A 14,226-nucleotide genomic window follows, 5' to 3' on the forward strand; every position below is an offset into this window, starting at 1 on the left:
ACGTTTTGCCGGCCGACTGCGCTTCGACGACCCACGCTGCAAACCAGCGACGCAGCCAAGAGCATCGCCGCCGCTGATTCCCGACATCAGCCGTTATCGGGCCCTAACGATGTCGGCCACGAGAGGCAACTTCGCGCCTGCGACAGGACAATCTTTCAAGCCTTCAAGGAAATTGGCAAGCGGCGCGGCGAGCCCGCCGAGCGGGACACTCTGCGGCTTGACAGTTGAGGCCACCGCCCTGGCTACAACGGAATTATTGGCTTGCCGCCGCAGCGGCGGTCGCCACGTACTTCGTGTAGAATTCGGCGACCCGGCCGCGCCACATCCCGACGAACGCCTCCGACGTCACGTTGTCCACCGATTTCCAGGTGCGCTTGAACGCCGGAAGGGCATTGCCCCAGATCGCGCGCTTGCACCAGCGCTCGCCCTTCTCCTTGCCTTCGCTGGTGGCGCACATGGATTTCCAGGCGGCGCGAGCGGGCTGGCTGATGTGCTGAGCGGCGCCTTCCCAGCCCTGCTGATGGATCAGGTAGAGATCGCTCATGTCCGGGGTCCGGTGCGTGATCCACCCGAACTGGACTCCTTCGGTAATGATCTTGTAGGCGGCCGCAACGGCATTGTCCCTGGGATCGCGAATCTGCCCGAAGCCGAACTTCCCGAACTCATACTGGCTCAGCTGAAACAGGCCGATATACGAGCCGGTGCGCTGATTGGGGTTGAAGCCGGATTCGATCTTGGCAACCGCCATCATGAAATTGAAATCGAGACCAAACGCATCGGAAGCGCGCTTGATCTCCTCGGCCGGCGTTCCGACCGGAATGTCCTTGAACGCACGCAGGACGATCTCCGCCGGTTTCTCGGCGGGCGGCAGTTCGGACCAGACGTAATAGACCAGATAGCGGAAATCCTGCGTCGACGCCGCTTTCGCAGCATCGCTTGGCGCATCGCGTTCTGCCGGCAGCGGCTGGACGATATCCTGTCCCAACGACGCCAATTTTGGTCCGACGGGTTCATCGACGATGTCAGCTCCGGTGCTCAGCGCCCCGGAACCTGCTGACGTCACCGAGCCAGGTTCTGCTCTTTCTGCCCGAAGCGCTGCCGCAAGCCTGGCTGATGCCTCTGCGTACAGGGCAGGCGTCACCATGTTCACAGGAGGCGCCATGTTCGCTGCCGCTTCCGGCATGACATCCGGCACCGTCGCGGCCAGTCTGTTACCGGCGGCCAGACAAAGCCCAAGGGATGCGATGACAACCAGGATGCAGCTAACTTGCAAAGCCTTCACTGCCGGAAGTCCACGGATGGCTTCTGTATGAAGGCTATGCGCATGTTCCTGCAGCCTAGGTTAGTCCTCCTTCGTAGAATCGTATGGTTTAAATGTGGTGAACGAAAGCAGACTTTCTGTCTCGCCACACGTCTGCGCTATGGGTGCCGCCGATATCCGATCGAGCCGGCCGCTCCCGCTGCATCACCGCAAGCCGACGAAGTACACGCCCTGGCTTGAAGCTCGGGCCCCATAGCTCCGCATTTTACTTTCGCGCCGACTGCGCCTCGACTGCCTGCACCGCGACATCAGCGACCTGCCGCAGTGCTTCGCGATCGGCGCCGGAGGACGCCATTACGCCCATGCCGACCGACACCGCCGAAACGTAGCGCGCGAGTGCGGCGGGGTCTGACGTCGACTTGAGATCGCCTTCGGCCTTGGCGCGAACAAAACGGTCGCGAAGCTGGTCCTCGTTCTGGGCGCGGCGGGCGGCGAGCTCGAAGGGGACGTTCTCGGAACCGGTGCCGCAGGCGATGCCCCCCTGCACGAGCAGGCAGCCGGGGGGATTTGCGGGATCAGTCTGCTTGTCGGCGATGCCCATCAGCATCCGCTCGGCGACGTCGCGGGCGGTGGCAGCGGCAACCACCTCTTCCATCCAGGCGCCGCGCAATTTGGTGTAGCGGTCGAGGGCTGCTTTCAGCAGGCCTTCCTTGTTGCCGAAGCACGCATAGAGGCTGGGCGGATTGATGCCCATGGCCTCGGTCAGCTGGGCGATAGTGGCGCCCTCATAGCCATGGCGCCAAAACACTTCCATCGCCTGGTCCAACGCCATTTCGGCGTCGAATTCGCGGGGGCGTCCCATGCGCATGTGCCTGTCTCCTCGGAAGCGGCGGGTGATGTCAGCCTAACGCCGGCCCCTATCTATTTGTTCTAACTTTCTTTTTCTTGTGTCTTCCAATTGTCGCGGTATCGACGTACATTTTTCTTAGCGATTGGTACATAAGTATCTTGCGCTGCGGTATCCAGCTCCACATCTGTAGTGAACACTACATATTTGGAGCGCGCAAATGCCCCCCTCCCAAGAAACACATCCCGCCGGCCGTTTCCGTCGCCTTCTCGGCGGCGTCGCCATTGTCGGCGCCCTCGCCGCCGCCGGCTCGATCGCAACCGGCCGCTACTTCCATGCCGCCCAGGCGACGGCAACGGCCGCTGCGGCTGAACAGGCCGTGCCCGTCACCATCGCGCTGGTCGAACCGAAGCAGACCGCGCTGTGGGATGATTTCTCCGGCCGGCTCGAGGCCATCCAGCGCGTCGAGCTCCGCCCGCGCGTCGCAGGTGCGATCCTGGCGACCAAGTTCACCGAAGGCGCGCTGGTCAAAGCCGGCGACGTCCTGTTCAAGATCGACCCGGCGCCTTACGCGGCGGAGGTCGACAAGGCCAACGCCCAGCTCGAGGCGGCGAAGGCGCGCGTCGTCTTCACCCAGGGCGAAGTCGAACGCGGCGCGCAGCTCGTCGGCAACGCCGTCGTGACCCGTCGCGATTTCGATCAGCGCGAGAATGCCAATCGCGAAGCGATCGCCAATGTGAAGGCCGCCGAAGCGACGCTTCAGACCGCCAAGCTCAATCTCGACTATACCGAGGTGCGCGCCCCCGTGGACGGTCGCGTCGGCAAGATCGAGGTCACCGTCGGCAATCTCGTCGCCGCCGGCACCGCCTCCCCGGTGCTGACCTCGCTGGTCTCGGTTAATCCGATCTACGCCTCCTTCGATGCTGACGAAGAAGTCGTGCTGCATGCGTTGAACGCGATCGCAGACGCCTCCGGCCAGCGCGGCAATCTCGACCAGATCCCGGTCGAGATGGCGACCTCCGGCGGCCTCTCGGCAAAAGGTCACATTCAGCTCATCGACAACCAGGTCAACGGCCAGAGCGGCACGATCCGTGTCCGCGCCGTGTTCCAGAACGAGGACGGGCGTCTCATCCCCGGCCAGTTCGCGCGCGTGCGCATGGGTCAGCCGAAGCAGCAGACATTGGTGATGATCGACGAGCGCGCGATCGGCACCGACCAGGACAAGAAGTTCGTGATGACGGTCGGCGACGACAGCCGCGCGGTCTATCGGCCGGTCACGCTCGGCGGCGCCGTCGACGGGTTGCGTATCGTCACTGCGGGTCTGAAGCCCGGCGACCGCATCGTCGTGAACGGCCTGCAGCGTGTGCGTCCCGGCGCCCTCCTCAAGACAGAGGTCGCGGCGATGGGCGCGCGCGGGCAGCAGGCGTCCAACCATAGCAACCAGGATGTGGTGCAACGCTAGTGCACCTCGTCATCCCGGGGGCGCGCGTCGCGCGCCCTACGGTGCGCGAATGCGCGCCTGAGGATCTCGAGTTTACAAGATTTCGACCACACCACCTCTGGATTCCGGGTTCGCGCGCGTTGCGCGCGTCCCGGAATGACGGGGGGAGCTGTCGGCGACACGCAGGATATTGCCCAGGGGCAAGACCATGAATCTCTCAAAGTTCTTCATCGACCGTCCGATCTTCGCCGGCGTTCTCTCCGTCCTGATCTTCCTCGCCGGGCTGATCTCGCTGTTCGCGATGCCGATCTCGGAATATCCCGATGTGGTGCCGCCCTCCGTCGTGGTGCGCGCCACCTATCCCGGCGCCAATCCCAAGGTGATCGCGGAGACCGTCGCGACCCCGATCGAGGAACAGATCAACGGTGTCGAAGGCATGCTCTACATGTCGAGCCAGGCCACCACCGACGGCGCCATGACGCTGACGGTGACGTTCCGCCTCGGCACCGATCCCGACAAGGCGACGCAGCTGGTGCAGAACCGCGTGCAGCAGGCCGAACCGCGGCTGCCGGCCGTGGTGCGCCAGCTCGGCATCATCACCAAGAAGTCCTCACCCGACCTCACCATGGTCGTGCATCTGTTGTCGCCCAACGGCCGCTACGACATGACGTATTTGCGCAATTACGCCGTGCTCAACGTCAAGGACCGCCTGGCGCGGATCGACGGCGTCGGCGACGTCCAGCTCTACGGCGCCGGCGACTATTCGATGCGGGTCTGGGTCGATCCGCAGAAGGCCGCCGAGCACGGGCTGACCGCGAGCGATATCGTCAAGGCGATCCAGGCGCAGAACGTCGAGGCTGCCGCCGGCGTGGTCGGCTCCTCCCCGAACGTGAGGGGTATCGACCTGCAGCTCTCGGTCAACGCCGAGGGGCGCCTCGCCAACGAGGAGCAGTTCGGCGACATCGTGGTGAAGACCGGCACCCGCGGCGAAGTGGTGCGGCTGCGCGACGTCGCGCGGATCGAGCTCGGGGCGTCCGAATACGGTCTGCGCTCGCTGCTCGACAACAAGCAGGCGGTGGCGATCCCGATCTTCCAGGCCCCCGGCTCCAACGCGCTGCAGATCTCCGACAACGTCCGCGCCACCATGGCAGAGATCAAGAAGAACATGCCGGAGGGCGTGTCCTACCAGATCGTCTACGACCCCACCCAGTTCGTGCGCTCCTCGATCGAGGCGGTGATCCACACGTTGCTGGAAGCGATCGCGCTGGTGGTGCTGGTCGTGATCCTGTTTCTGCAGACCTGGCGCGCCTCGATCATCCCGCTGCTGGCGGTGCCCGTCTCGATCGTCGGCACCTTTGCCGTGATGCACGTGTTCGGCTTCTCGATCAACGCGCTCAGCCTGTTCGGCCTCGTGCTCGCCATCGGTATCGTGGTCGACGACGCCATCGTCGTGGTCGAGAACGTCGAGCGCAACATCGAGGCCGGGCTGTCGCCGCGCGACGCCACCTATCAGGCGATGCGCGAGGTCTCCGGACCGATCATCGCGATCGCCATGGTGCTGATCGCGGTGTTCGTGCCGCTCGCCTTCATCTCCGGCCTCACCGGACAGTTCTACAAGCAGTTCGCGCTGACGATCGCGATCTCGACCGTGATCTCGGCGGTGAACTCGCTGACCTTGTCGCCGGCGCTCTCCGCCCTGCTGCTCAACGGACACCACGAGCCCAAGGACAAGCTGACGATCGTCATGGAGAAGGGTCTCGGCTGGTTCTTCCGCGGCTTCAACAAGGCGTTCACACGCTCCTCGGAGAACTACAGCGGCACCGTGACCAAGGTGATCTCCGGCAAGGCCGCCGTGATGGGGCTCTATGTCGTGCTGGTCGGCCTCACCGCCTTCCTGTTCCAGCAGGTGCCTGGTGGATTCGTGCCGGGCCAGGACAAGCAATATCTGGTCGGCTTCGCCCGCCTGCCCGACGGCGCCACGCTCGACCGCACCGAAGAGGTGATCCGCAAGATGAGCGACATCGCGCTGACGCAGCCCGGTGTCGAGAGCTCGGTGGCCTTCCCCGGCCTGTCGATTTCCGGTTTCACCAACTCGTCCAATGCAGGCATCGTGTTCTCCACACTAAAACCGTTCGACGAGCGCAAGGGCGCGGCGCTGAGCGGCAATGCGATCGCGGCCGAGCTGAACAAGAAATATGCCGGCATCCAGGAAGCCTTCATCGCGATGTTCCCGCCGCCGCCGGTCAACGGTCTCGGCACCATCGGCGGCTTCAAGCTGCAGATCGAGGACCGCGCCGGTCTCGGCTATGACGCGCTGAACGAGGCGACGAACGCGTTCATGGCAGCGATGCAGAAGGCGCCGGAGATCGCCGGTGTGTTCTCGAGCTTCCAGGTCAACGTGCCCCAGCTGTTCGCCGACATCGACCGCACCAAGGCGCTGCAGCTTGGCGTGCCCGTGACGGAGGTGTTCAACACGCTGCAGATCTATCTCGGCTCCTACTACGTCAACGACTTCAACAAGTTTGGCCGCACCTATTCGGTCCGCGTCCAGGCCGACGCGCCGTTCCGCGCCCGCGCCGACGACATCAGGCAGTTGAAGGTGCGCTCGGCCTCAGGCGACATGGTGCCATTGTCGGCGCTGCTCAAGATCCGCCAGAGCGCAGGGCCAGAGCGCGCGATCCGCTACAACGGGTTCCTGTCGTCCGACATCAACGCAGCGGCAGCGCCCGGGTTTTCCTCGGGCCAGGCACAGGAGGCCGCGACGCGAATCGCGGCCGAGGTGCTGCCGCCTGGCTTTGCCTTTGAATGGACCGACCTGACCTATCAGGAGTTCATCGCCGGCAATTCCGGCATCTGGGTGTTCCCGCTGGCGATCCTGCTGGTGTTCCTGGTGCTGGCCGCGCTCTATGAGAGCCTGACGCTCCCGCTCTCGATCATCATGATCGTGCCGATGGGCCTGTTGGCCGCGATGTTCGGCGTCTGGGTCTCGAACGGCGACAATAACGTCTTCACCCAGATTGGCCTCATCGTTCTCGTCGGCCTCTCCGCCAAGAACGCGATCCTGATCGTCGAATTCGCGCGCGAGCTCGAATTCGCCGGGCGCACGCCGATCCGGGCCGCGATCGAGGCGAGCCGCCTGCGGCTACGCCCGATCCTGATGACCTCGATGGCGTTCATCATGGGCGTGCTGCCGCTAGTGCTCTCGACCGGAGCGGGCTCTGAGATGCGGCGCGCGATGGGCGTCGCCGTGTTCTCCGGCATGATCGGCGTCACGGTGTTCGGCCTGTTCCTGACGCCGGTGTTCTACGTGCTGCTGCGGACCGTCACCGGCAACAAGCCGCTGGTGCATCACGGCAGCGACATCAGCGCGGCGCCGGTCCAGGGCTCCGTCACCAGTCCCGGGCACTAGACGAGGGAAATCCCCGAGATCAACAACAGAACGAGCACGGTCTTGCGAAAGACCGCCTCGTTGACGCGGTGAAAGGCGATCACGCCGAGCGCAGAGCCGGCGAACAGCGCCGGCAGGCTGACGGCAAGATCGACGAAGACCTTTGACGACAGATCCTGGTGCCCGACCAGCAGCACGATGGCGAACAGCTGCATCGCCGCGATGAAAGGCTGCACCAGACCGCGCTGCTCGCTCTTGGGCATGCCGCGCATGTCGCACCAGATCGTCGGAACGGCACCCGGCATCGCCGTAAGGCCGCCGACGAGCCCTCCTCCGAACCCGATCAGCGCGACCCAGTGACGGCCGACGGCTTCGCCGGCGGTCACCAGCGTCGGCCGCAACAGCATGTAGGCAGCATATAGCGCCACGACGATGCCGAAGCCGCGCCGCAGCAGATGCGTGTCCGTCGACTGCAGGAGCGAGATCGCGATGGGGACGCCGATCAATCCGCCGACGATCAGCATCAGACTGCCTTCCCAGCGGATGTTGCGCCGGAGCGCCCACAGATTGGTCGCCTGCACGCCGATGCTGCACGCCATCATCAGCGGCACGGCCTCAAGCGGCTGGAACACGCGCAGCAGGATCGCACCTGCAACGGCCGAAAACGCAAAGCCGGAGAGTCCCGAGACGAAGGCGCCAGCAAACACGGCAACGCTAAGCAGAAACAGAGTCGCGACATCAGGCACGGACCGACCTCCGGTCAATCGTAGGGAATCTGCGGAACATCGACATTGACGCCCTCGGGGCAGACGGCCGCCTCGCTCGGCAACGACACGTGCATCGCGTGGGCGTGGGACCGCTCCAGGATCGCGAGGCCAACCAGTTGAAGAATGACGAGCGAGACCGTCAGCACGACTGCAACGACGTTGAAATTACGCGCGCTCGAACGCCGGTTGGCCGGGAGCGTGCTCGCGCGTATCAGATCCGTGGGCATGTCTCGAAATATCCTCTTCCTTGCTGACCGAAATGATCTCGTTCAACGGCAATGTTTCGTCCGGCCGGGCCAGCAAATGGTGATAGCGCCGCAATGCGCGCTGCGCCTCGATCCTGCGCTGCTCGTGAAACACGGCGCCGACGCGGGCGACGATGTCGCGGAACTTGTCGGCCATGGTAAGCGATGTCCTTCGCATGACGATCTCCTCTCAACCTGCACGAGAGAATGATGAGGTTCACTCCGGACCGCTGTGAGTTGCTTCACAGAGGACATCGAGACGTCGAACAAGAAATCGTGTGACGAGTCACTAAACGAGAACGCAAAAAATCGCGTCATTCGATCGAATGACGCGCGATAACTTACTGATGATGTCTCGGCTTGAACCTTTCGCGAGCTGCAGTGACGCGCTCGCGAGCGCGATGCCGGTCAGTGCAGCAGCGGGTTGGAGAATCCCGCGGCGAGCTTGACCAGATCGGCCTGGCGTGAGACGCCGGTCTTGGCGAAGACGCGATGCAGATGCGTCTTCACCGTCGTCTCGGCGATCCCCAATGCCGCCGCGGTCTCCGGCACGCCGCCGACTTCGACGATCGACTGCAGGACCCTCAGTTCCGCCGGCGTCAGCTCGAACGTGCGATCGATCAGACCGGCGCACGAGCGACTGTCGAGTTCCGCCTTCCAGACGAGCAAGGCCCCGACCGCCGATGTACGCTCTGTTGCGCCGTCGCGCAGCAGCGACGGCAACGCAATCACGTGAGCGACGTAGTGCGATCCGTCATGCGCCATCAGAGGGATCTTCCGGCCAATCGCCGCCGCGACGGCCACCTCTGCCGGATCACGGAAGATGTTGCGCAGGGCGAGATTCGCCTCGGAGGATCTCGTCACGAGCCGGCCCGCCATCGAACGCAGGACGTCGTCGGCCGCGAGGATCGTCTCCGCGGCCGGATTGCTGTGAACGATGCGGCAAGCCGAATCGAGCAGGATGACGCCGGCATTCAGCCGATCCACGACGTCGGCGAGCGCGGTCGCGCGCTGCTGCTTCCGCTCGATCGCGCGATTGATCAGCAGCGCCCGGCTCGCATGCGGGGCCAGGGACCGCATGCGCGCACGTTGCTCGGCGTCGAGCATCTCCTTGCCCGGAATGACGGTCATCAACATCGGGCACGGCGACTTCGACTGCTCCAGCACGACGTTGGCAACGTCGACGCAGCCCTGGGGACGCAGCCATTCCTGGTAGAAGCGCCCGCGGCGGTACTCGTCGAAATTCACGAGGTCCGGAATGTTGCGCACCTCGCCGTACTGGGGAAGCCGAGCGAGCGGATCGTAGCGGGAGTAAGTCTCGGAATAGAGCTGGATGTAGTGCGGATCGACGCCGCAATAATAGTGGGTGGCTCCCGACTTGCTGACCGTGTCCTTCGAGATCAGGCCGCAAGCCTGGCTGCCAATGAACGCATTGAGCATGACGACGACATCGCTCCACAACTCAGGGTGGAGCCCTGCATCGTAGATGCTCTCGATCAGCTCGGAATGCTTGGGAACTCGGGACATCCGAAGAGCCATGATTGAACGCGGAGATTGCGGGAATGTTTGTTCATGCCCTGCGGCTACTGTGAGTCTGTCAGGGCGACAAAAGGTTCAACTCCGGCAACGATTGGGCGGATCAATTCACGAGCGGATTGGCAAATCCAGCCGCGAGCTTGACGAGATCGGCCTGCCGGCTGACGCCCGTCTTGGCGAAGATGCGATGCAGATGTGTCTTTGCCGTGGTTTCCGCGATGCCCAGCGACGAAGCGGTTTCCGGGACGCCGCCGATTTCGACGATCGCCAGAAACACGCGCAGCTCTGCCGGCGTCAGATCGAAGGTCCGCGCGATCAATTCACCATATGATGGCCCGCCAAGCGACACCTTGCGCAGCAGCAGCGCACCGGCGGCATCGACGACACGTTCGCTGCCGTTCCGCAGCACGGACGACAACGGCAAGAGATGAGCGACGTAGCGCTCGCTGCTGGACGACAGCAGCGGCATGGCATGACCGCCTGAGGCGAGCGGCGGAGCATCGCCGCGGTCCGCGAGCGCTTCGCGCAACGCCTGATTGGCCTCCATGCTGGAGGTCACGAGCTGCCCGGCGACCGACCTGACCACGTCGTCGGCCGCGAGAAGAGCGTGACCGGCCGAATTCGCGTGCACCACCCGGCAGAGGCCGTCGAGCAGGAAAATCCCGGCCGTCAAATTGTCGAGGACATCGGCCAGTGCCGTCGCCAACGTCAGTTGCGCGCCCATGGCGCGGTTGATCAGGAGCGCCCGGCTGGCGTGCGGCACAAGGAGCGAGAGGCGATCCTTCATGCTCCGATCGACCATGCGGCGGCCCGACAGCACGGTCATCATCACGGGGCAGTTTGCATTGGACATCTCGAGCACGACGTTGGCCGCATCGCTGCAGCCCTGCGGCTGCATCCATTCCTGGTAAAAACGCCCCTTGCGATACTCCACGAAATCGACGAGGTCCGGCACACTCACAACCCAGCCGTGTGGCGGCAGGACGCTGAGCGGGTCGAACTTCGAATGCGTGTCGGCATAGAGCCGGATGAAATGCGGGTCAGCTCCGCAATAGTAGTGAGTGACGCCGAACTTGCTGATCGAGTCCTTCGAAAATACGCCGCAAGCCTGGCCGCCGACGAAATCCCGAATGCCGGCGACGGCCTCGTTCCAGCGGGACGGATCGATCCCGGCATCGTAGATGGTCTCGACGAGGTCCGGCAGTTTCTGCGGTCCGTGCATGGCTCGAAATGACAATGATTGATCAATGCCGGCGAGAATAACACGACCCACGCATGCGACATCCTCCGATCGGAGGAGGCGTCGGCCGGGCGGATGGCACCCGGCCGACGCGCACCGCGTTCGGGCCGCCAGGGCTGATGCCGGCTCAGAACGCGACGCGAACACCACCCTTGGCCGAGCCGGTGCGGCTCTGGTCGGACATCACCGTGCCCTCCACCGCGCCGAACACGGAGACGTTGGCCGTGGCGTGATAGTCGAAACCGAGGCCGGCGACGGCACCGACGGTGCTGCGGCTGCCCGGGGTGACGAAGGACAAATTCTGGCCGAGCAGCACCGTATTGATGCTGGTGTCGCCCGCGCGCTGCAGCGCGATCACGCCACCATGGATGTTGGCCTTCAGCTCGCCGCCGGCGAAGCCGGTGACGCGGGACAGGTCGACCTCGCCGCGCTCCTCGAAATCCTGCAGCGTGCGACCGCCGACGGACAGCGACTGCGCCGAGCCGCTCTCGCTATACCCGTCGAAGCGGCCGGCGACGTAACGCAGCCGCGCCGTCGGCGTCAGCACGTAGCCGTTGCCGATGTTGAGCCTGTAGCCGTAGGCCACCTCCGGGCTGACATACCAGCCGCTGTAGTTCGCCGTGGCCGTCTCCATACCGCCGACGGCCGCATTGTTCAGCACCAGACGGCGCGACCTGTTGTCGGCATTGCCGCCCTGGATCGTGAAGTCGAAGAACTGCGAGGCCCATTCGAAACGGCTGTAGGCGCCGGCGAAGACGTAGTTGGTGTCGACCGACTGCGAGTTGAGGTCGACCGAGAGACCGCCCTGCCCGCCGCCGAGGAAGGCGCCGACCAGCCAGTCCGGCCGCACCTTGCGGTCGATACCGATCGCCCCACCCCATGCCGTCGAGGTCGCGCGCAGCGTCGACGCCGTCTCGTCCTGGATACGCTGCCCGCCAAAGCTGTTGGCCCAGACCGTGATCGGCGCCGGATCGGTCCAGAGGCTGCGCGGCGCTTTGGTGAAGGGCCCGGCCTGCGCCGTTTCAGGCGCATAGGCCATCGCCATCATGTTGCTGCCGGCTGTACCCGTGCCGCCGCTCAGGCGCCCCTGCACCAGCGAAGAGACGCCGCCGGTGAAGTCCATCAGCGTACGGTCGGTCTGCGCCAGCGCGGTCGGATCGAGCGTCGCCAGCGTCAGGCCGGAGGTGACCGAGGGACCGTTGAAGCTGCCGTTGGAGATATTGGTCTTGATCGTACCCTCGAAGTTGACGAAGGTCGGCAGGTTGATCGTCGTCAGCGAAGACACCTTGCTGCTGATCGGCGACAGGTTGACGTTGACGACGTCGGCACCGAATTCGAAATCGACCACGCCGTTGATCTTCGAGCCCGGCAGCAGCGTCAGCGTGTCAGCAGCATTCGACAGCAGGATCGCGGTGCCGCCGGTTCCGGTGATCGTGCCCGAATTCGTGATGTTCGCGCCACCACCCACGCTGATACCGGTGCCACCGGAAATGACGCCGGAGTTGAACACGGTCGCGGTGGTGGCCGCTCCGATGCCGCCGCCTGCTGTTCCCGAGATGGCCCCCGCGTTGTTGACGACGAGATTCCCCTGCGCAACGATGCCATGAAGGCTGCCCGAAATGCTGCCGCCCCCAGCGTTCGTCAAGCCGAGACTGCCGAGGGTCTGGATGCCGTACCTTCCCGAGATCGTGCCCGCATTGAAGATCTGCGCCTGCCCTTGCGCAAAGACCCCTGGAGCAACCAGCGCACCCTGGATGGTGCCCGAGTTGCTCAAGGTGAGATCGCCGAAGACCTGAACCGCGCTTCCAGCCACCGACCTCAGGATGCCGGAATTGCTGATGGCGGCGGACTGCGCGTCGATGGCAGCCCCACCGAGGGTCGATTCCATGATGCCGGCGTTGCTGACCCTGACGTCGGCGCCTCTAACGGCAAACTGGCCGGCGGAAATCAATCCGCCCGCCGCGTTCTCGACGGTCGCCGTGCCGGTGGCGAGGACACCGATTCCGCCGCCAATCCCACCCTTGATTGTCCCCGCATTGAATACGCTGGCGTTTGCGCCCGCAGAAATCGCGACAGCCCCTAGGCTCGTGCCCTGGATCGTCCCGCCTGCATTGTTGTTCGCGGCAACTGCGCCTGTCGACGTGCGGATCGCGTATCTTTCGCCCGAAATCAGACCGATGTTGGCCGTCACATTCACTGTGTCGCCGTCGATGCCGATACCTCCGGTCGCTAGCGCAGATATTTGCCCGGCATTGGCGACCGTAACCGTGGTCGCCAGGATGGCCTTGCCGTTGGCGTCGAGCGCCGAGATCGTGCCGCCCTCATTGTTGGAAACGTTTGCCGTGTTTGCCGTAATGCCACGTGTGCCGCCGGAGATGATGCCGGTATTTGCCGACAACACCACCCCATCTGCTTCGATCGCCGCGCCGTTGGTGACTTTTGCGGAGATTTCGCCGGCATTGGTCACCGTCGCCGTACCGCCGGCAACAAAGACGGCAATTCCGTTTGCCCCGGTGGCCTCGATCAGTCCACCGGCGTTGTTGTCGATGGTGGTCGACGTCCTGGCAGAGATCGCGGCGAAGTAACCTGCAATCCGGCCGGTATTGCTTGCAATCGTCACGGAGTCGCCGGAGACACCGATTTCACCGGTGCCAGGGGCGGAAATGATGCCGGCGTTGTCGATGACGACCTTGTTGGTGGCGACTATCGCGAAGCCGTTCGATCCACCGACGAAGATCGTGCCCCCGCTATTGTTCGTGACCGTGATATCGGTCGCATTGATCCCGAACCGATCGCCGTAGATGGTGCCCGAGTTGGCCGTGACGTTGACTGCGTTCGCCCAGATCGCGGTCGCGTCCGTCCCGAATGCGACGATCGTGCCGGCGTTCTCAAGGTTCACTGTCCCGGTGAGAGCGTTGATCGCGATGCTGTTCGCACCACGCGCATCGATGCGGCCGGTGCTGGCGTTGTTCAGATCCACGCCCTGAAGCGCGGCGATTCCGGTTAGTCCGTTCGTCGGATCGGTCCGAATCGAGCCGGCATTGTTGACGGTGACACGGCTCTGCTCGATACCGATTTTGGTGCCGATGACGCTGGCCCCCGCTGAGATATTGATGGTGTTACCGCTGTCCGCGGCAGTGCCGTAGCCGGTTGTCCCGTTCGCGTCGGTCGTCGTCCCCGTACAGGTTACGATGGTGCCGCTCGCCGGCGACGGAGGCGTACATGCCGCCTCGACGCGGCCACCGAGGACCCAGGGCGCGAGCGCCAGCGTAAGCGCGGTGGTCGATCCCCAGCGCAGGAGGCGGCGGCTTTGCGCGACGGACCAATTCATTCCCAGCATCTCGATGTCCTCAGACGAACCCGCAGGCCGGAAGCGTCATCCCGCGCTGTCCGCGGCAAAGGCGAGACGCAGATCGAGACGAACGATTCTTCGATTAACAGCGTAGGCACGCGGTTTCCTGGAGGCTTGGAGAGAAACGACCGCGGCTTTGCCGGAAACGA

10 protein-coding genes are annotated in these 14,226 nt (G+C 64.2%); 2 read left to right on the forward strand and 8 right to left on the reverse strand.

All coding sequences use genetic code 11. From position 1 onward, the window contains the following. Window positions 1–253 precede the first annotated feature (253 nt). Entirely contained in the window at window positions 254–1,282 is a 1,029-nt protein-coding gene (locus Q0743_RS17145; RefSeq protein WP_298242686.1) for a transglycosylase SLT domain-containing protein, read from the reverse strand. A 244-nt stretch (window positions 1,283–1,526) separates the two neighbouring features. Continuing rightward, the gene (locus tag Q0743_RS17150) at window positions 1,527–2,129 is read right to left on the reverse strand and encodes a TetR/AcrR family transcriptional regulator (RefSeq protein ID WP_298242687.1); all 603 of its coding nucleotides are present in this window, start codon (window positions 2,127–2,129) and stop codon (window positions 1,527–1,529) included. Window positions 2,130–2,328: 199 nt separating this feature from the next. Between Q0743_RS17150 and Q0743_RS17155 the strand changes: the two genes are divergently transcribed. After that, window positions 2,329–3,570, forward strand: a complete 1,242-nt coding sequence (locus tag Q0743_RS17155; protein WP_298242688.1) for an efflux RND transporter periplasmic adaptor subunit — start codon at window positions 2,329–2,331, stop codon at window positions 3,568–3,570. 187 nt (window positions 3,571–3,757) lie between these two features. Continuing rightward, window positions 3,758–6,958 (forward strand): efflux RND transporter permease subunit, encoded by a 3,201-nt coding sequence (locus Q0743_RS17160; protein WP_298242689.1) that lies wholly within the window; start codon window positions 3,758–3,760, stop codon window positions 6,956–6,958. On the opposite strand, the gene Q0743_RS17165 is transcribed toward Q0743_RS17160, so the two are convergent. The 6 genes from Q0743_RS17165 to Q0743_RS17190 all read right to left on the reverse strand — a co-directional run bounded on the left by Q0743_RS17165 (window position 6,955) and on the right by Q0743_RS17190 (window position 14,065). Further along, window positions 6,955–7,683 (reverse strand): sulfite exporter TauE/SafE family protein, encoded by a 729-nt coding sequence (locus Q0743_RS17165; RefSeq protein WP_298242690.1) that lies wholly within the window; start codon window positions 7,681–7,683, stop codon window positions 6,955–6,957. The genes Q0743_RS17160 and Q0743_RS17165 overlap by 4 nt on opposite strands. Before the next feature lie 14 nt (window positions 7,684–7,697). Continuing rightward, window positions 7,698–7,931: a hypothetical protein gene (locus Q0743_RS17170; RefSeq protein WP_298242691.1), complete on the reverse strand. Its 234-nt coding sequence runs from the start codon at window positions 7,929–7,931 to the stop codon at window positions 7,698–7,700. After that, complete coding sequence (locus Q0743_RS17175; RefSeq protein ID WP_367184921.1) at window positions 7,870–8,106, reverse strand: hypothetical protein; 237 nt, start codon at window positions 8,104–8,106, stop codon at window positions 7,870–7,872. The genes Q0743_RS17170 and Q0743_RS17175 overlap by 62 nt, the downstream gene beginning before the upstream one ends. A 251-nt stretch (window positions 8,107–8,357) precedes the next feature. After that, on the reverse strand, window positions 8,358–9,476 hold the full coding sequence (locus Q0743_RS17180) for a helix-turn-helix transcriptional regulator (RefSeq protein ID WP_298242693.1): 1,119 nt from the start codon (window positions 9,474–9,476) through the stop codon (window positions 8,358–8,360). 112 nt (window positions 9,477–9,588) lie between these two features. Continuing rightward, the gene (locus tag Q0743_RS17185; protein ID WP_298242753.1) at window positions 9,589–10,707 is read right to left on the reverse strand and encodes a helix-turn-helix transcriptional regulator; all 1,119 of its coding nucleotides are present in this window, start codon (window positions 10,705–10,707) and stop codon (window positions 9,589–9,591) included. Window positions 10,708–10,852: 145 nt separating this feature from the next. Continuing rightward, window positions 10,853–14,065 (reverse strand): autotransporter domain-containing protein, encoded by a 3,213-nt coding sequence (locus tag Q0743_RS17190; protein ID WP_298242694.1) that lies wholly within the window; start codon window positions 14,063–14,065, stop codon window positions 10,853–10,855. Window positions 14,066–14,226: the final 161 nt, after the last annotated feature.

It is taken from the genome of uncultured Bradyrhizobium sp. (assembly GCF_936943645.1).
Classification (GTDB): Bacteria; Pseudomonadota; Alphaproteobacteria; order Rhizobiales; family Xanthobacteraceae; genus Bradyrhizobium.